The sequence below is a fragment of the Rhizobium sp. Leaf453 genome (assembly GCF_001425605.1).
Lineage (GTDB): Bacteria > Pseudomonadota > Alphaproteobacteria > Rhizobiales > Rhizobiaceae > Pararhizobium.
In genome coordinates, this window is sequence record NZ_LMRG01000012.1 from 604,214 (window position 1) to 622,228 (window position 18,015).

At 59.1% G+C, this 18,015-nt stretch carries 15 protein-coding genes; 2 read left to right on the plus strand and 13 right to left on the minus strand.

Annotated features, from left to right (window positions below):
- Positions 1-394 precede the first annotated feature (394 nt).
- The 11 genes from ASG68_RS16390 to ASG68_RS16440 form a co-directional block, all read right to left on the minus strand.
- A complete protein-coding gene (locus ASG68_RS16390) occupies positions 395-817 on the minus strand; it encodes a winged helix-turn-helix transcriptional regulator (RefSeq protein ID WP_244484251.1) in 423 nt (140 codons plus the stop codon).
- Positions 818-913: 96 nt separating this feature from the next.
- Positions 914-1,120 (minus strand): hypothetical protein, encoded by a 207-nt coding sequence (locus tag ASG68_RS16395; RefSeq protein WP_156373906.1) that lies wholly within the window; start codon positions 1,118-1,120, stop codon positions 914-916.
- A 139-nt stretch (positions 1,121-1,259) separates the two neighbouring features.
- The gene (locus ASG68_RS16400) at positions 1,260-1,448 is read right to left on the minus strand and encodes a hypothetical protein (protein WP_062582193.1); all 189 of its coding nucleotides are present in this window, start codon (positions 1,446-1,448) and stop codon (positions 1,260-1,262) included.
- A gap of 157 nt (positions 1,449-1,605) precedes the next feature.
- Complete coding sequence (gene scpA, locus ASG68_RS16405) at positions 1,606-3,744, minus strand: methylmalonyl-CoA mutase (RefSeq protein ID WP_062582195.1); 2,139 nt, start codon at positions 3,742-3,744, stop codon at positions 1,606-1,608.
- Positions 3,744-5,747 carry an acetyl/propionyl/methylcrotonyl-CoA carboxylase subunit alpha gene (locus ASG68_RS16410; protein ID WP_062582196.1) on the minus strand — a complete coding sequence of 668 codons (2,004 nt, stop codon included), beginning with the start codon at positions 5,745-5,747 and terminating at the stop codon, positions 3,744-3,746. The genes scpA and ASG68_RS16410 overlap by 1 nt, the downstream gene beginning before the upstream one ends.
- 165 nt (positions 5,748-5,912) lie before the next feature.
- The gene (locus tag ASG68_RS16415) at positions 5,913-6,290 is read right to left on the minus strand and encodes a hypothetical protein (RefSeq protein ID WP_062582198.1); all 378 of its coding nucleotides are present in this window, start codon (positions 6,288-6,290) and stop codon (positions 5,913-5,915) included.
- Positions 6,291-6,300: 10 nt separating this feature from the next.
- Complete coding sequence (yghU, locus tag ASG68_RS16420; protein ID WP_062582200.1) at positions 6,301-7,221, minus strand: glutathione-dependent disulfide-bond oxidoreductase; 921 nt, start codon at positions 7,219-7,221, stop codon at positions 6,301-6,303.
- Positions 7,222-7,319: 98 nt separating this feature from the next.
- Positions 7,320-7,856: an RNA 2'-phosphotransferase gene (locus ASG68_RS16425; RefSeq protein ID WP_062582203.1), complete on the minus strand. Its 537-nt coding sequence runs from the start codon at positions 7,854-7,856 to the stop codon at positions 7,320-7,322.
- 22 nt (positions 7,857-7,878) lie between these two features.
- Complete coding sequence (locus tag ASG68_RS16430; protein ID WP_062582204.1) at positions 7,879-9,411, minus strand: acyl-CoA carboxylase subunit beta; 1,533 nt, start codon at positions 9,409-9,411, stop codon at positions 7,879-7,881.
- A 150-nt stretch (positions 9,412-9,561) separates the two neighbouring features.
- Positions 9,562-9,924, minus strand: coding sequence for a hypothetical protein (locus ASG68_RS16435; RefSeq protein ID WP_062582206.1), 363 nt, complete (start codon positions 9,922-9,924; stop codon positions 9,562-9,564).
- A gap of 336 nt (positions 9,925-10,260) precedes the next feature.
- A complete protein-coding gene (locus ASG68_RS16440; protein ID WP_062582207.1) occupies positions 10,261-11,097 on the minus strand; it encodes a phytanoyl-CoA dioxygenase family protein in 837 nt (278 codons plus the stop codon).
- Between the two features lie 105 nt (positions 11,098-11,202).
- Here ASG68_RS16440 and ASG68_RS16445 point away from each other — a divergent pair, with 105 nt between their 5' ends.
- On the plus strand, positions 11,203-12,273 hold the full coding sequence (locus tag ASG68_RS16445) for a LacI family DNA-binding transcriptional regulator (RefSeq protein WP_320416519.1): 1,071 nt from the start codon (positions 11,203-11,205) through the stop codon (positions 12,271-12,273).
- Between the two features lie 881 nt (positions 12,274-13,154).
- Entirely contained in the window at positions 13,155-14,177 is a 1,023-nt protein-coding gene (locus ASG68_RS16450; RefSeq protein ID WP_062582211.1) for a porin, read from the plus strand.
- Between the two features lie 142 nt (positions 14,178-14,319).
- Here the strand turns inward: ASG68_RS16450 and ASG68_RS16455 are convergent, their stop codons facing one another.
- Positions 14,320-14,781, minus strand: a complete 462-nt coding sequence (locus ASG68_RS16455) for an RrF2 family transcriptional regulator (protein ID WP_062582213.1) — start codon at positions 14,779-14,781, stop codon at positions 14,320-14,322.
- Between the two features lie 576 nt (positions 14,782-15,357).
- Entirely contained in the window at positions 15,358-18,015 is a 2,658-nt protein-coding gene (locus ASG68_RS16460) for a DEAD/DEAH box helicase (protein ID WP_062609900.1), read from the minus strand.

Sequence of the window (18,015 nt, forward strand, 5' to 3'; positions counted from 1 at the left end):
TTCTCGATGAGAGCGGCGTCCATGGGGAGGTCGCGTCAGTGACTATCAATATGATAGTCACTAGATCAAAAGCTTTCATTATGCAAGTCAGTCGACGGGATGATGGTTTCAGGCGAATTGGGTTTGCTTGATCGGGTTGTTTGCGGTTAAGGCGCGAACCCGGAATGTAGGGTGTTGAGTGGGGAAGAGCGTGCGGCAAACTCCCTCTTCTCCCCGCCGGGGAGAAGTGCCGAGTAAAACGAGGCGATGAGGGGGCGGCGGCGAAGCCGGCGCGAGCGACAAACTTTGAAAGTGGCCTGCGACCCCCCTCATTCGCCCTTCGGGCACCTTCTCCCCGCTGGGGAGAAGAGGGGCGTCACAAGCCGCCACCGAAGCAAAACGCAGGCGGAAAGAATCAGCGCTGCTTGATCGATCGCAGCGAAAACGTATCCGCGTCGATCGGCTTGCCGGTGAGACTGTCGACATAGACGGGCAGGGCGGCGACGCCGGTGTCGAGATCGGTGATCCGCATGGTCACGCCACGATCGGCGAAATGGCGATTGCCGAACATAGAAAGTGCAATCAGCAATGGTTGCAGGTCGCGGCCCATCTCAGTCAGCAAATATTCATGGCGGACGGGCCTGTCCTGATAGGCTCGCTTTTCGAGCAAGCCCGCTTCCACCAGCGACTTCAACCTTCGTGTCAGGATGTTCGGCGCGATGCCTGTGCTTCGCTGGAATTCATCGAATTTCGTCCGCCCGAAGAAGGCGTCGCGCAGGATGAGAATGCTCCACCATTCGCCAACCCGGTCGAGGGTGCGAGCGATGGGGCAGTTCATCTCGTCAAAATTCTTGCGCTGCATATCCTAGAATTAGGACTCGAACTTGCACTATGCAAGTCACCTGCGAAGCGAACATGCGTGCCGGGCGCTTGTTCAGTTGCCGTTAACCCGGCGCATCGCTTCGAGAATGGATACTTTAGTGTCGTGGCCAGTCTTGTAGAGACCCAGCATCACGGTGGCGGCATCGCGGCCGTCCGGGCTGTCGAGCGTCGTGCTGGTTTCGGCGCACCAGGCTTCCAGCGCGCCGCACACGACTTCGATTTCGCCCTGCTGAAGGGCCATGTCCGATATGAACGACACTATTTCACCCCATTTACGAGAAGGCATCTGATGATTTGAGACGACAGTCTAAGGTCGCCCAATACGGGTGCAATTCCCAGATCTAGGGGTGCGATCATGACCAGCCGCCCACACAGCTGTCACATCGCGGTCTCTCGCCTCAATCGACCCGAACGGCAGAGGCCTCGACCAGTGACGCGGCAATCGCCATGGCAAGCTGTTTGCCCTTGGCGCGTACCATTCCACTGTCGAATTCACGTGCCGAAAGCGCGAGATCCATCCCCTCACGCATCAGAATTTGTTGTGCCCTGTTGACTGCCCAGTTTTCAACGTCGTCGCGCTTCCGCATTGCGCTATCCCCCAGCTAAATCATTTAGCGTCGTGCTCTCTATTCGGCCTGAACTTCGGCACATGGGGCGAATCACCTGAGCACGACATCAGAATGCGACAATTCCAATATTTGGGAACCACAACTTTTCCACGGTGATTTCTAGGGGTGGTATCGCTCAGGCGTTGCGCAACTTGCCTTCAAGCAGATCCAGCACGGCGCGGCCCGCTTCCATGACATTGGTGCCCGGTCCGAACACCGCCGCGACGCCATGATCGAGCAGGAACTGGTAATCCTGCCGCGGCACGACGCCGCCACAGACGACAACGACATCGCCGCCCCCCTTCTTCTTCAGCGACTGCACGAGCTGCGGTAGCAGCGTCTTGTGGCCGGCGGCCAGGGAAGAGACGCCGACTACATGGACATTGGCTTCCATAGCCGTGTCGGCCGCCTCGTCAGGGGTCTGGAACAACGGTCCTGCAAGCACGTCAAAACCCATGTCGCCGAAGGCCGATGCGATAATCTTGGCACCGCGGTCGTGGCCGTCCTGTCCCAGTTTCGCAACCATGATCTTCGGCTTGCGGCCGATCGTCTTCGCGACGTCCTTCAGACGGACTGCAAGCGTTTCCAGTTCCGGCTCGTCCCTGTAGGCGTCGCCGTAGATGTCGCTTACCACTTCCGGCACGGCACTATGATCGCCGAACACCGCGCGCAGGGCATCGGAAATCTCGCCGACAGTGGCGCGGGCGCGGGCGGCGGTGACGGCAGCCTCGAGAATATTGCCCCGGCCGCTTCGGGCGACTTCGGTGAGCGCGGCAAGTGCTGCTGTCACATCGTTTGCGCTGCGGCGGCGCCTTGTCTCCTCGATGCGCTTGATCTGGGCGATGCGGACGGCGGCATTGTCGATATCGAGAATGTCGAGCGCGTCCTCGCTCTCCAGCCGGTATTTGTTCACGCCGACGATGACCTCCTCACCCTTGTCCACCGCAGCCTGACGCCGTGTCGCCGCTTCCTCGATCAGCCGCTTGGGCAGGCCATCGGCGACGGCCTTGGTCATGCCGCCAAGCGCTTCGACCTCTTCGATCAGCGCCCAGGCCTTTTCGGCGAGTTCCGACGTCAGCGATTCGACATAATATGAGCCGGCTAAGGGATCGACGACCTTGGTCACGCCGGTTTCGTGTTGCAGGATCAACTGGGTGTTGCGGGCAATGCGTGCGGAAAACTCGGTCGGCAGCGCAATTGCCTCGTCGAAGGAGTTCGTGTGCAGCGATTGAGTGCCGCCCAGCACGGCCGACATGGCCTCGAAAGCGGTGCGGACGATGTTGTTGTAAGGGTCCTGTTCAGCCAACGAGACGCCCGATGTCTGGCTATGGGTGCGCAGCATCAGCGACGATTGCTTCTTCGGCTGGAACTCCTGCATGATCCGCGTCCAGAGCAGGCGGGCGGCGCGCAGCTTGGCGGCTTCCATGAAGAAATTCATGCCGATGGCGAAGAAGAAGGACAGGCGGCCGGCGAAGTCATCGACATTCAGGCCCTTGGCGAGGGCGGCGCGGACATATTCGCGGCCGTCCGCCAGCGTGAAGGCCAGTTCCTGCACCAGCGTCGCGCCGGCTTCCTGCATGTGATAACCGGAAATCGAGATCGAATTGAACTTCGGCATCTCGCGGGCGGTGTAATCGATAATATCAGCCACGATCCGCATCGAAGGTTCCGGCGGATAGATATAGGTATTGCGGACCATGAACTCCTTGAGGATGTCGTTCTGGATCGTACCCGACAACTGAGCGCGGGGAACGCCCTGTTCCTCGCCGGCGACAATGAAACTGGCGAGGATCGGGATCACCGCCCCGTTCATGGTCATTGATACCGAGATTTTTTCGAGCGGAATGCCATCGAACAGGATCTTCATGTCCTCGACCGAATCGATCGCCACGCCGGCCTTGCCGACATCGCCCTCGACGCGCGGATGGTCGCTGTCATAGCCGCGATGGGTGGCGAGATCGAAAGCGACCGAAACGCCCTGCTGGCCGCCGGCCAAGGCCTTGCGATAAAACGCGTTCGAGGCTTCCGCCGTCGAGAAGCCCGCATATTGCCGGATCGTCCAGGGGCGGCCGGCATACATGGTGGCGCGCGGTCCGCGCGTGAACGGCGCAAGGCCGGGCAGCGAGCCGAGATGATTCGCCTTTTCAAGGTCGGCTTCCGTGTACAGCGGCTTGACGGCAATGCCTTCAGGCGTCTGCCAGGTCAGCGTTTCCGGCGAAGCTTTCAGCTCCTTTTCGGCGAGCGCTTCCCAATCGGCTATGGTCTTGTCGGACATCACTCGAACTCCATGATCAGTTCGTCCACCGCCAGGCTCGCGCCGGCGGCGACGGCCACCCGCTTGACCACGCCACGGCGTTCCGCGCGCAGGATGTTTTCCATCTTCATCGCCTCGACGGTCGCCAGCGCCTGACCGGCCTCCACCGTCTCCCCGGCTGTGACCGCAAGGGTGGTAATGACACCCGGCATCGGGCAGAGCAGCATCTTCGATGTATCCGGCGGCAGTTTGACGGGCATCAGACGGGCAAGTTCGGCGACGCGCGGACTGCGAACATGGGCCTTCACGTCCATGCCTCGCCAGCGCAGGCGGATGGCAGCGCCGATCATGTCGATTTTCACACCCATGGCGGTGCCGTCGATATTGAATGCCGCGTGGCTGCGACCCGGAGTCCAGTCGCCGGCGACAGCAATCGGCTTGCCGCTATCGAGGCGGACATAACCGCCATCGGCCGAGGCATCGAGCGTCGCGGCAAAGGTGCGGCCGCCGAAGGTGACGACCCAGTCCTTGCCGATGACGCGGCGATGATTGCCGATCGTGCCGGAAATCTGTGTGGCCCGGTTCTGCAGCGTCTGATGAATGAGCGCCGCGACAGCGGCCAGCTTGGCCGCCGAGGTCTCATCCGGCTCAACGCCATGGAAGCCTTCGGGAAATTCCTCGGCAATGAAAGCCGTGGTCAGCCTTCCGGCGCGAAACCGCTCGTGCTGCATGACGGCCGATAGGAAGGGCAGGTTGTGGCCGATGCCTTCAACCTCGAAATCGTCAAGTGCCGCGGACATGGCGTCGATGGCCTTCAGGCGATCCGGCGCCCAGCTGCAGAGCTTGGCGACCATCGGATCGTAATACATCGAAATTTCACCACCCTCGAACACGCCGGTATCGTTGCGCACGATGGTGCCGTTGGTCTTTGTGCCCTCGACCGGTGGCCGGTAGCGCGTCAGGCGGCCGATCGACGGCAGGAAGTTGCGATAGGGGTCTTCTGCATAGAGCCGGCTTTCAATCGCCCAGCCGTTGAGCTTGATGTCCTCCTGACCGAAGGATAGTTTTTCGCCCGCCGCGACCCGGATCATCTGTTCGACAAGGTCGATGCCGGTGATCAGTTCCGTCACAGGATGTTCGACCTGCAGGCGGGTGTTCATCTCAAGGAAGTAGAAATTTCTGTCGCCATCGACGATGAATTCGACGGTGCCGGCGGAGTGATAGCCGACAGCCTTCGAGAGCGCGACAGCCTGTTCGCCCATGGCGCGGCGGGTCTTCTCGTCCAGAAAGGGCGAGGGCGCTTCCTCGATGACCTTCTGGTTGCGCCGCTGGATCGAGCATTCGCGTTCGCCGAGGTACAGCACTGTGCCATGCTTGTCGCCCAGCACCTGGATTTCGATATGGCGCGGCTGGGTGACGAATTTCTCGATGAAGATGCGGTCGTCGCCGAAGGAGGATTTCGCCTCATTCTTCGACGACTGGAAGCCCTCGCGCGCTTCCTGATCATTCCAGGCAATGCGCATGCCCTTGCCGCCGCCGCCGGCAGAGGCCTTGATCATCACGGGGTAGCCGATGGAAGAGGAAATCTTCACCGCCTCATCGGCATCGGCGATCAGGCCCATATGTCCGGGTACGGTGGAGACACCAGCCTCTGCCGCGAGCTTCTTCGAGGTGATCTTGTCGCCCATGGCCTGGATCGCGCCGACCGGCGGGCCGATGAAGACGACGCCTTCCTTCTCCAGCGCCTCGGCAAAAGCAGCGTTTTCCGACAGGAAACCGTAGCCCGGATGCACTGCATCCGCGCCGGTCTTGCGGATCGCATCGAGGATTTTCTCGATGACGATATAGGACTGCGACGACGGCGCCGGCCCGATATGCACCGCCTCATCCGCCAGCGTCACATGCAACGCATCTGCATCGGCATCCGAATAGACGGCGACGGTCGCAATGCCCATCTTCTTCGCTGTACGGATGACCCGGCAGGCGATTTCACCGCGATTGGCAATGAGGATTTTCTTGATCATGCTATCCGTACCCACTCCGCCCATTTTAATCCGTCATCCTCGGGCTTGACCCGAGGATCCATGCCCGAAACTCGTACGGCGCTTGTGTCTGTGGATCCTCGGGTCAAGCCCGAGGATGACGAAGTGTTGGGCGACAGCGGATCGCATTTGCTTGCCGGTCACAGGTCACACCTCAAACACATCATCGAATGATTCCGGAAAATTCTTGCGCGCCACGGTCTCGTCGATGACCAGCATGGCCTCATAGGACAGCGGATCGAACTCCTTTTCGGCGGCGATGACCTCGCGGCCGAAAAGGAGGTTGAGGCGGGCGGCGTCGAGATTGCCGCGTTCGAACGGCTCCGGTCCGAAATGGTGCCAGAGCGCATGCAGGAAGGCCGCGTCGATGCGGTGTTCGGCCGTGCCCGGCCGGCCGCGCCGGGGAATGGCCTTGATCGGCGTCACGCCGCGCGGATTGGCGCGGCGGATGGTGAACTGGATGCCGGTGCCCGGCATGCCGCCGGGAAATCCGCGGTGTTTGGTCATGTCGGGCAGGTTGGCCATCGCTGTCTCCTTACGCCTTGGCCGTATCGGCCGAGGCGATCTTGTCCTGCGTCTTCGTGTCGAAGTCGGAGGCGTCGTGGCGCTCATGCAGCTGTTCGGACAGGTCTCCGCTCATTCTGTTGACCATGCGGCCGCGTTTGACGGCCGGACGGGTGGCAATCTCGGCCGTCCAGCGCTGAAGGTTCGTGTAGGTCTGGACATCCAGGAAGTTGCCGGCATCGCCATAGGACTGGTTGAGCGCCAGATTGCCGTACCAAGGCCAGATGGCCATGTCGGCGATCGTGTATTCGGATCCCGCCAGGAATTGATGATCGGCGAGATGGCGGTCGAGCACGTCGAGCTGGCGCTTCACTTCCATGGCATAACGGTCGATCGCATATTTGATCTTCACCGGGGCATAGGCATAGAAATGCCCGAAACCGCCGCCGAGGAAGGGAGCAGAACCCATCTGCCAGAACAGCCAGTTCAATGTCTCTGTCCGGGCGCGCAGTTCGGCCGGCAGGAAGGCGCCGAATTTCTCGGCGAGATAGACGAGGATCGAGGCGGATTCGAACACGCGCACCGGCTCGCCGCCATCCTTCGGCGCATGGTCGGAAAGCGCCGGAATTTTCGAATTCGGATTGACGTCGACAAAGCCGGAACCGAACTGGTCGCCATCGCCGATTTTGATCAGCCAGGCATCGTATTCCGCGCCCATGTGTCCGGCGGCCAGAAGCTCCTCCAGCATGATCGTCACCTTCACGCCATTCGGTGTTCCCAGCGAATAGAGCTGCAGCGGATGCTTACCGATAGGCAGTTCCTTGTCATGGGTCGGACCGGCGATCGGCCGGTTGATATTGGCGAAGGCGCCACCATTGCCCTTGTCCCAGGTCCAGACCTTGGGAGGTTCGTAACCGGCGGGAAAATTGTCGGCGGGGGATTTTTCGGTCATGAGCGGGTCCTTGAATGTGGCGGGTTTGGAAATGCAACGAAGGGCATATAGGGAGGGGTCGTTGGCATTTCCTGTCAGTCGGTGGCTGTTTTCAACATTTACGGATCGAAGGCGATGTAGGTCGAGGGCACCGTGTCGGTAAGCCAGACGCCATTGTCCGCACGGAAGAACCGGATGCCATCCTTGAACATGCGCCCGGTATCGATCGTCAGGATCGCCGGCTTGCCGTGGCGTTCGCCGACCTTGCGGGCCGTGTCGGTGTCGGACGACAGGTGCACCTGTTGGCGATTGCCGGCAAGCAGGCCTTTCTCGCGGATACTGTCGATAAAGCGTGTCGCCGTGCCATGATAGAGGACGGGCGGCGGCTCGATGGCCGCGTGGCCGAGATCCACGGTCAGCGAATGGCCCTGTGCCGCGCGGATGCGCTTGCCGTCCTCGGAAATCGTGAAGCGCTTTTTGTCGCTTTCGGCAACGACGGCCTGAAGAGCGGCGAGATCGAGCGTCTGGCCGGAGGCATTGGCCTTGTCGATCAGTTCGTCAATCTCAGCCCAGCCCTGCACGTCCAGTGTCAGGCCAATGGTCTCAGGCTTATGGCGCAAAACGTAGCTCAGGAATTTGCTTGTCTGTACCGACATCAGTTGTCTCCTGTCGATGCAATCACAACGGGATCGTATCGTGCTTGCGCCACAGCTGTTCCTTGCGCTTGTTGCGGAGCGAGGCAAAGGCGCGGGCGATGCGACGGCGGGAGGAATGCGGCATGATCACCTCATCAATGAAGCCGCGCTCGGCGGCGACGAAGGGATTGGCAAAACGTTCCTCATATTCCTTCGTCCGGGCAGCGATCTTTTCCGGGTCTCCGAGTTCCGAGCGATAGAGGATTTCGGTGGCGCCCTTGGCGCCCATCACGGCGATCTCGGCCGTCGGCCAGGCATAGTTGATGTCGGCGCCGATATGTTTCGAGGCCATGACGTCATAAGCGCCGCCATAGGCCTTGCGGGTGATGAGCGTCACCATCGACACGGTCGCCTGGCTATAGGCAAACAGAAGCTTGGCGCCGTGCTTGATGACGCCGCCATATTCCTGCGCGACGCCCGGCAGGAAGCCCGGAACATCGACCAGCGTCAGGATCGGGATCGAGAAGGCATCGCAGAAGCGCACGAAGCGAGCCGCCTTGCGGGACGAGTCGATATCAAGGCAGCCGGCCAGCACCATCGGCTGGTTGGCGACGACGCCGACTGTCTGGCCCTCGAGCCGGATGAAACCGGTGATGATGTTCCTGGCGAAGGCTTCCTGAAGCTCGAAGAAGTCACCCTCGTCGGCGATGGCGAGGATCAGTTCTTTCATGTCGTAGGGTTTGGTGGAACTGTCAGGGATCAGCGTGTCCAGCCGGTTTTCGATGCGGGCGGGATCATCGTGGAACGGGCGGACCGGCGGTTTCTCGCGGTTGTTCAAGGGCAGGAAATCGAACAGCAGCCGAACCTGCTCCAGCGTCTCGATGTCATTCTCGTAAGCCGCGTCGGCGACCGAGGATTTGCGCGTATGGGTACCAGCGCCGCCAAGCTCTTCCGCCGTGACGATCTCGTTGGTCACGGTCTTCACCACATCGGGGCCGGTGACGAACATGTAAGAGGAATCGCGCACCATGAAGATGAAGTCGGTCATGGCAGGCGAATAGACCGCACCGCCGGCGCAGGGGCCCATGATGACGGAAATCTGCGGGATGACGCCGGACGCCTCTGCATTGCGGCGGAAAACTTCGGCATAACCAGCAAGCGAAGCCACGCCCTCCTGGATGCGGGCGCCGCCGGAATCGTTGAGCCCGATCAGCGGAGCGCCGTTGCGCACGGCCATGTCCATAATCTTGCAGATTTTCTGCGCATGGGTTTCCGACAATGAGCCGCCGAGAACGGTAAAATCCTGGGAGAACACATAGACCTGCCGGCCGTTGATCGTACCCCAACCGGTGACAACGCCATCGCCCGCCACCTTCTGTTCCGCCATGCCGAAATCGACGGCGCGGTGGGTGACATACATGTCGTATTCTTCGAAGGAGCCTTCATCGAGCAGAACGTCGATGCGCTCGCGCGCCGTCAGCTTGCCCTTGGCGTGCTGGGCATCGATGCGCTTCTGCCCGCCGCCAAGCCGGGCTTCGGCGCGCCGGGCTTCCACGGTCTCGATGATGTTGTGCATGCTGCCTCCCGTCGTCTTTGCATCTTGCTTAGCCGGAAACGGGAATGAAGGAAATCGCCGATCGCGCGCGCAAGCGTGATCGGCGAAAACTTTGGTATGAAATGACGACAATGACAGTGTCGTGCCGCCGGGTTGACCCGGCGCCGACGTCTACTGGAACTTTTCTTGGATCGAGTCCCGAAGTGTTGCTTCGCCGATCAAGGCATTGTTCATCGGGCGCTTGGGCTCCGTGAATTCGTAGAGCCATTGGCTGAACGGAAGGTGGACCAGCACCTCTCTCGACAGTTTACGGATGGCCACTTGCTCACAATCCACCGCGGGACGGTATGTTCGGCCGCACATGGCCTGTGGGCTGTCGATCATGCGGTAAGTATGGCTATCGGCGACAACCGTGGTTGCCGCATGCATCAGGATTGAAGCCGGAGGAACGACCACCAGTCGCAATCCGCCGAGCCAGACCGTGATGATGCAAAGGAATATCAGGACGGTAAAAATCTGAAATGCGATTTTCATAAATTAGATACTCGTAAAACGGGATGTTGCCATCGATACGCGTATCAATACACGTGCATCCGACGATCAAGAAGATGTCCGAAGTGTTTATTCTGGGTTGTGGTTTCCGTAATGTTAAAGCCCGAAACGGTGCTCGTTTCAGGAGTCGCCTCCGTCGAAGCGAGTCAATAATCTCATTTTAAATCAATATTTTGTAGGAAATTTCTCGGCGCTTCTGATATTGAGTTGGCTATTCCTGTCTTTAGGTATCACAACCTGATGTTTTGTCATTTACCCAACGATGCCTTGGCTGCCGGAGCAAAGAGGGGAGGCTCCAGCTCTCTTGCTCTGACACGATTAGGCTGGGTCCGCGCCCATGACGAGGCCTTCGATATCGTGCTTCTGGACGATCGGCTCGAGTTTCTCCACCACGCGGCAGACGAGGTGCTTGCGCGCCTTTTCCGGCAGTGCGTCGTAATAGTCCTGCGTCACCATCATGTCGTGCATGGCGGCGTGGCCGGCACCCGGCGCATCGACGCCGAGAACCATGACCGGTCGGGCGATCGGTGACAGATGTTCGGTGCCGCGATGCATCGTCAGCGCCGAACGGCAGGAGATGTCGCCTCGCTGCGGATACTTGCGCACAGCCCGCTCCTGGTAGCGGCCCCAGAGGGCCTTGTCGGGAAACATTTCGTGTTTCCACTCGCGTCCGTCATCCCACTGCGTGCCCGGCGCGACCTCGAACGGCCCCATGTCGGGCGTGACATCGACGCCGGTCAGGTTAAAGGCGAGCGAGGTGATGCGTCGATCCTGATAAGTATCCGGCGGTGAGGGGAAGTCGCGATGCCACGGCTGGTAGCGGGCGCCTTCGAAGGGTACGTCGAGGCCGATTTCGACGATCTGGTAATCCGGTCCCAGTGCGTTCTCGCACATGGCAATCACCCAAGGATGCATGATCAGGTCGACAAAGCCGCGGAAATCCTGCGGATGGATTTCGACATACCACCGACGTGGCCCACGCCCGACAGCGCTGCCTGGACGCTGAATGGCCGACCAGAAGGCGGTCATCATGTCCTCCTTCATTGCGTCCGCCCATTCGGTCTTGAAGGCGCCCTTCAGGGCCGTGATTCCGTCTGTCTGCAGGGTCTTCAGATTGGCTTCGATATCGAATGGTGCTGGTGCGGCGATGTTCATGTTGATCCTCCCTTTGTAGCCAGAAGGTAGTTCAATTAATAATTATTAGTCAATATGCTTATGAGAATTAACCAGCTAAGTTGAGCCTGAACCCGGGAGCAGGCTTTGACCAAGACGAAGCATGAAAAACCACCACGCCGCGTAACGATGACCGACGTCGCACGGCTTGCAGGATGCTCGCAGGCGACCGTCTCTTTTGTCCTCAACAACGTGACCGGCGTGAAGATTTCGGCCGAGACCCGCGGCAAGGTGATCGAGGCTGCCCGCAGCCTCGGCTATGGTGCCGCATCGCTCATCCATCGGCCGCTCCTGAAGAATATCCGCAGCGGCGCCATCGGTTTCCTGTGCGATCAGCTTGCCACCAGCCCCGAGACGGTCAACGCGATTGAAGGCGCACGGCAGGCCTGCTGGGAGGAGGGGGTAACCATCTTGGTGGCCCAGACCATGGGCAATCCGGAGATGGAGAAAAAGGCTGTCGAGAAGATGCTGCGCAGTGGTATTGACGGGCTGATCTACATGACCATCTTCACCCGCCAGGTCACCCCGCCGGACTTTCTCTACGACCTGCCGGTGCCGATCGCCCTGCTCAACTGCTTCTCGCAGGACCACGCCTTTCCCTCCGTCATCCCGGATGAAACCGCCGGCGGGTTCGATGCGACCAGCGCCCTGATCCGCCTCGGTCATCGCCGGATCGCCACGATCATCGGCGAACCCTTCATGTCGGCGGCGCAGGATCGGTTGAAGGGATACAAAAAGGCGCTCGCCAAGGCCAACATCGCCTATGATGCCGATCTGGTGGCGGAAGGAAACTGGTCGCCGACCTCTGGCTTCGAGGCGACGCAGCGGTTTCTGGCGCTGAAGGAGCGGCCGACAGCCTTTTTCTGCCAGAACGACAAGATGGCGTCCGGTTGTTACAACGCGCTGCGCGATGCCGGGCTACGGATTCCTGAGGATGTCTCGGTGATCGGTTATGACGATGACGAGCTTTGCAGGCATGTGCGTCCGCAGCTCTCAACCCTGATTCTGCCGCATCGGGCGATGGGAGCGTGGGCGATCGGTCAGCTGGAAACTATGATGCCGCGCACGGCGCAGACCTACCCGTTGACCAAGATGGATTGCAATCTCATCGAACGGGGTTCGTTGGCCCGAACCGGGGAAACGGCTCCGACCAGATGAAAAGCGTTATCGGCCGAGGATGGTCTTCAGCGCGAAGTGACCGTTGCCTCGTCGGCCTCGGTAAGCTGTGCGAATATCCGAGCATTCTCGGTAACACACTATAAACGCCATCTTCGGGTATCGCTTTACAGCTCCGCCATCTGCTGCTGAAGTCAAAGCGTCGATAACCACGAGGACAGCAATGAGCGCTGCACCAAACTACACCATGATCGGTATGTACGTGGTTTCCGCCATGATCTGCGGAAGCTATTTCCTGTCGTCTTTCCTTCACTGAGAAACGGCGCCGGGTAACCCCAGGTGGAGCCCCGTCAGCATTGACGGGGCCACATTTTTTGGCCGATGATTGTCGCGCCTCCACCGGCATATGCCGCGGATACCGCCTACAAGGATCGACGTTCCTGTCCCATCGCGCCGGATGATCGTATTCCCCGTTTTGCGCAGCGCCGGGCAGTGCGAATAATCGCGGCTCGCGCATTGCTCTGACGTGCATTATCGGTGTGCGATGCAGAATCAATCGTGCTGCATCACAAAAACGTGCACTGGCCCGCCTTGCACTTTCATTCCATCGCTCCTATTTGATCATCAGATGTTACCGGTCACACCCTGTCCCTGTGTGTGACGATTCGGTGACATTGTTGCGATGGATAAACGGGCCGCAACCCTGCATCTTCGGTCGTTGCGTTTCGGCAACAGTAAAAATCCCAACCTCAAAAAATCGGCAGCGAGAACTGTAATTTTGATTGTTACAGTTCTGTACACATGTAATTTCAGCATGCGGTTTCGACCGCTGCCATTGGGGCTTGAATCGACATTTTGGGCTTGGAACGCTGACAAATCAGCCACGCGGACCTGTGCCCAGTCGAAACTTGATTGGATCCGAAATGACTATCAGAGCTATTCTTTTTGCATCTGCCGCGGCCTTGAGCTCGGCAAGCAGCGTGTTTGCTGCCGATGCCATCGTCGCCGCCGAGCCGGAGCCGATGGAATACGTTCGCGTCTGCGACGCGTTCGGTACTGGCTACTTCTACATCCCGGGCACGGAAACCTGCCTGAACATCGGCGGTTACATCCGTACGGAATACCGCTTCGGCCGCGATCTGTCTGGCACGTCCGACTGGAACTTCCACACCCGTGCACAACTCGAGTTCGAAGCCAAGAACGACACCGAATTCGGCACGCTGGGCAGCAAGATCACGCTGCGGACCAACACCAACGACTCCGACTCGTCGAGCAACAACACCTTCCTTGACGAAGGCTACATCGACATCGCCGGCTTCCGTGTCGGCATGCAGTACAGCTGGTGGGATGACGACCTGAGCGGCGAGACCGACGCGATCGCCAGCAACGAGACGCGCCACAACGCGATTCGCTACCAGTACGAAGCGGACACCTTCAAGGCCGGTATCGCGATCGAAGAGCTGGAAGATTCCTACGACACAAAGCCGGGCGAAAATGCCAACAATGTCGGCATTACCGGTCAGATCTCCGGCACTGCCGGTATCTTCTCCGCATACCTGCTCGGCGGCTATGACGTCGATACGGAAGAAGGCGCTGTTCGCGCCATCATCTATGCCGATCTCGGCCCGGGTCAGCTCGGCGTCTACGGTGCGTATGCTACGGGCGCCAACTACTATTACGAAGAGTCCGAGTGGACTGTCGGTGCCCAGTACGAACTGAAGATCAACGACAAGTGGGCGATCACCCCCGGCGCCCAGTATTTCGACAAGATCGCACTCAGCCGCAACGGTGAAGGCTTCACCGGAGGCGACGCCTGGACCGGCGGCGTGACCGTGGACTACGCCATCACGGAAGGCCTGCGTAGCAAGCTGAGCGTCCAGTATCATGACGAAGATGGTGCTGACGACGAAGTCTTCGGCTTCCTCCGCCTGCAGCGCGATTTCTAAGAAGCGCATCGGAACAAGGCCTGCCGCGTCCATTCGCGGCCGGCCACCGGTTCGTCACGGATTTGATTGACCTCCGATCAGTGACGGGGGCGGCCGTTTCCCACCGGCCGTCCCACACGTCCGGAGCCTGGCCTGAGACGTATCAGGAGGCCAGTGTCCTTGCCTGCGGGCATTTTTCGGCGTCGATGGTCGCGAGTTCCGAAATTGCATCCTCCACGGACTTTTCACCCAGCAGGACGAGCAGCGCCTGTTCGGCCTCCTTGCTCAGCTTTGTCGACCATTCGTTGATATTGCTGGAAATGAAGCACTCCGCCGGAATGTCTTCGCGCGTCGCCCATATTTTCTTGCCCGGTGTCACGGCAAGATAGATTTCGCTCAGGTAGATCTTCTCTGCGGGGCGTCCCAGGCGGTATCCCCCCTGATAGCCTTCCGATGACGTCAGGATATTCTGCTGCATGAGTGGGGCCACGAGCTTGCGCACGAGGCTAGGCTTGGCATCGAGCTTCGCTGCCAGCGTATCGCTCGTCGAGCGAGCCTTGTTCCTTTCGTTGACGGCCACTGTCATAATGATCTGCAGGGCCGACGAGAAGCGCGTGTCCATCATGGATGAACATACTAATCAAGACTTTTGAAAATGCCAGACGGTCCATGCGGACATAGTGAAACTCTCCGGCAATTTTTTGCCAGAGATGACAATCATCGGTAGAACAGGGCCGTCGAGCCCTGCCACTTGGGTTTCAGCGCAAAACCTGCAAGATGAAACTCGACTTTGATATGGAGTTTTCCTTGGTCGGTTTCAATGGGGATAATCCTCATATTGAGGGACCGTTTGTAATTTTATGTTTCTCGCGCGGGAAGAAGAGCAATTGCTTCGCCAGAGCGGAAGCGGGCCGCAAAGGAGGCCAGACGCTCAGAGTGGGAAGGGCTCGTTTCGAGGAGCTGTGCGGAGTTTGCAAGAGCCATCGCCAGAAACGAAAAAGCTCTGCATCCTTTTGGGATTGCAGAGCTTTTTGGGAATTTGGTGCCAGAAGAGGACTCGAATATTTTCATTAATTATCTGAATTTATTAGGATATATCTGGAGCAATTCGCTTTCGTACCAACAAAAATACCAACAAACCGAAATCCGTGTTTCGAATGGCAGTCTTGCCGAAAGCAATTCTAGGCTGTCCACAACAAAGTCAGGCGCCTTTGCGAACAGCCGCATCAATCCGGCTGAATTCCTTGCCCTCAATCATCTGGAACAGGCAGGAACCGCCGGACCTATCCGCCCATAACTCGCCGACAAGCCGCTTTTCTTTGGCATCGTCAGCTGTCGCGATATGCGAACCTTTGTATTCTAACACGAGATAGCGCCCATCGTTAAGCAGCGCCACGAAATCGGGATAGAACTTGTCCGTTGCCGTTTGCAGCCAAAACGAGTTGGGCTGCTGTGATGTATTCCGCACCCAAGCCTTAACCTCTGGCATCCGCTCCAGATAGACCGCGCATTCGTGTTCCTCGCCGGAAGGCTCCAGATCGCCGATCACCCGGAACAAATGGTTCTTGAAGTCGGTCCGACCCTTGTAAGGCTGCCGGTAGGCATACCGATTTTCCTCGAAGACAAGCTCTAGGTCGCCGCTCGTTCTGAAGTCCAAGCCGCTTTGCGGAATGAGGGCATGCTGAAAGGCCTGTGTCTCCCTTCCGTCGCGATGCTTGGCGATCACCTTCACAATGGCCTCCACAAGCCGGAACTTCGCCCGCGCCAAGGCTTCGAGCGACATGCCGGTTCGCGTAGCAATCACGTCGAGCGCTTTTGAAATGAAAAGCGTCGAAGAGACGCGGGTAATGTCGCGCCGTGCCGAGTACGGAAGCCGGCGGTCAAGCCAATTCACTAGCGCGTTTCTCGTCCAGCCGCGTTCCTGAAGATTGAACATAAGCTGCTCGTGCAGCTCGGTGACAAACGCCACATTCACATGGCCGGACTGATCCACGTCCACGTGGGCTTCGTCGCGCGCCTCTTTAGGCGGCACGAAATACTCCATGATTTGCACCGGATCGTCGTTCTCCAGCTTCCAAGGTATATCGAGGAAGTGTCCACGGTCGAAAAGCTGCAAGCCGTGCGCGGTGTTTACGGCAAGGCGCGGAACAGCGAAGCGGGTAACTTCCCGTTCTTCGCCGATCGATTTCAGCCGTGCGCCTCGCGATTTATGGACAAGCGCTTCCACCATGCCGGCGGCGGCATCGGGTAGGGCCAGTAGCAAGGCCGTCTTGTCGTAGTCGGTGAGTGCGCCGCGTGCGCGGATCACCTGCTTTGCGGCGTCGAATTCGACTCGCCCGCCGGTCAGTGCCAGAACATTTTTCTCGAAGGCTTGGAAGTTCAACGCAAAGGGTACGGCCTCTTCGTGAATATACGCGGCCCCGCCATCTTCCATTCCATGCAGCGGCTCCGCTACCGCCCGCACCAGCGCTCGCGCTTCTACGCGCTCGAAGCCGTTGTTCACCAATCCGTCGCGCAAGGTGTTCGCGGCATTCTGAAAGCTCGTCGTCGTGGCGAAGGCATAGGCGCGGTTCAGATCCTCGTTAAGCTTTCGCTTGGCGTATGGGAGGCGAAGAACGCGACCCAATATCTGTTCCACGGCGCGCGCCGACTTCTGTTCGGCGACCGAACACAGCACATAGGCGAAGGAGCAATCCCAGCCCTCTTTCAGCGCCTGCTGTGTGATAATGAAGCGTACTTTGCAGTCGCGGTTGAACAGATCGACGCCATCAAGCCCTTTGCTGTCGCCGGTTGCGATCACGATATGCTCTTCCGGCACGCGGAAGTCTTCGATGAGCAGCTTCTTCACCTCGTCAGCATGCAGCGTCGGCCTGTCCTTGGAACGCGGTTCGGCCTGCAGCAGCATCACTGGGCGGACAAATTCGCCCGTCACCGCCTCTTCCGACCGTGCCGTCGCTGAAAGCTCGTCAAGCCATGCCATCGCATCGCCGATCGTATCGCGCGGATCGGAACGCCCGCGAAGGATCACTGGAAGCTTGATCATCTCTTCGGCTTTGAGTTCTGCCGCAGAAACATGATGCAGCACATTCGAGGCGTAGATGCCCCCTTCAGAATTGTGCTCTTCCGGCGTGACGGGGGTCGCCGTGAATTCCACAATCAACGAGGGAGAAAGCCGCCCCAGCGTATCGAATGAAAGATCTGTTCGGGCGTTATGCGCTTCGTCGACGATTACCATCGGCCGGCGCATGCGCAGCACATTGGCGAGCGACGGCAGAGGATCACCGGAAGGGCCGGCTTCAAGAATGGCCCGCTGTTCATTGGCGATGCCGCTAAAATGGTCCATCAGTTCGCCATTGGCCTCATATACCTTGCGGCCTTCTGTCTTTTCCACGCGAAAAGCCTGAATGGTGGCGACGATGATAACCGCGCCACCGTCATAATCCGCTCGCTTGGCATAAAGGGCATCCTGAATGGTCATGACCTGGACATTCTCGCCGAAGCGGTCAGCTAGCGCCCGGCGGTTGGAATGCGCGCGGTCCGAAAGCGTTGCCAACGTCTGCTCACGAATTGCGTCTGAAGGCACCAACCAAAGCACGGTTGGATTGTCGCACCGAAGAAAACTATCGGCGGCAACGCCGATGCTGTGAGCCGCAAGAATAGTCTTGCCGCCGCCGGTTGGTACGCGCAGGCAGATATAGGGGAGACCCGGCAATCCCGGCGGCTGAAAGAATTGACGTTTCGTCAACGCATAAAAGGCGGTGTCGGCATCGTTCAGTTCGACGGCTTTTTCGAGATATCGGCGAAGGCTTGAAAGCGTCTGAAGCTGATAGTTCTTGAGCGAAAAGAGGGGGAGCGTCAT

Excerpts from the sequence above, each read along its gene's own strand:
- ASG68_RS16390 (WP_244484251.1), bottom strand. The coding sequence starts at position 817 with ATGAACTGCCCCATCGCTCGCACCCTCGACCGGGTTGGCGAATGGTGG.
- ASG68_RS16400 (WP_062582193.1), bottom strand. The coding sequence starts at position 1,448 with ATGCGGAAGCGCGACGACGTTGAAAACTGGGCAGTCAACAGGGCACAA.
- scpA (WP_062582195.1), bottom strand. The coding sequence starts at position 3,744 with ATGTCCGACAAGACCATAGCCGATTGGGAAGCGCTCGCCGAAAAGGAG.
- ASG68_RS16410 (WP_062582196.1), bottom strand. The coding sequence starts at position 5,747 with ATGATCAAGAAAATCCTCATTGCCAATCGCGGTGAAATCGCCTGCCGG.
- ASG68_RS16415 (WP_062582198.1), bottom strand. The coding sequence starts at position 6,290 with ATGGCCAACCTGCCCGACATGACCAAACACCGCGGATTTCCCGGCGGC.
- yghU (WP_062582200.1), bottom strand. The coding sequence starts at position 7,221 with ATGACCGAAAAATCCCCCGCCGACAATTTTCCCGCCGGTTACGAACCT.
- ASG68_RS16425 (WP_062582203.1), bottom strand. The coding sequence starts at position 7,856 with ATGTCGGTACAGACAAGCAAATTCCTGAGCTACGTTTTGCGCCATAAG.
- ASG68_RS16430 (WP_062582204.1), bottom strand. The coding sequence starts at position 9,411 with ATGCACAACATCATCGAGACCGTGGAAGCCCGGCGCGCCGAAGCCCGG.
- ASG68_RS16435 (WP_062582206.1), bottom strand. The coding sequence starts at position 9,924 with ATGAAAATCGCATTTCAGATTTTTACCGTCCTGATATTCCTTTGCATC.
- ASG68_RS16440 (WP_062582207.1), bottom strand. The coding sequence starts at position 11,097 with ATGAACATCGCCGCACCAGCACCATTCGATATCGAAGCCAATCTGAAG.
- ASG68_RS16450 (WP_062582211.1), top strand. The coding sequence starts at position 13,155 with ATGACTATCAGAGCTATTCTTTTTGCATCTGCCGCGGCCTTGAGCTCG.
- ASG68_RS16455 (WP_062582213.1), bottom strand. The coding sequence starts at position 14,781 with ATGATGGACACGCGCTTCTCGTCGGCCCTGCAGATCATTATGACAGTG.
- ASG68_RS16460 (WP_062609900.1), bottom strand. The coding sequence starts at position 18,015 with ATGACGCTCCCCCTCTTTTCGCTCAAGAACTATCAGCTTCAGACGCTT.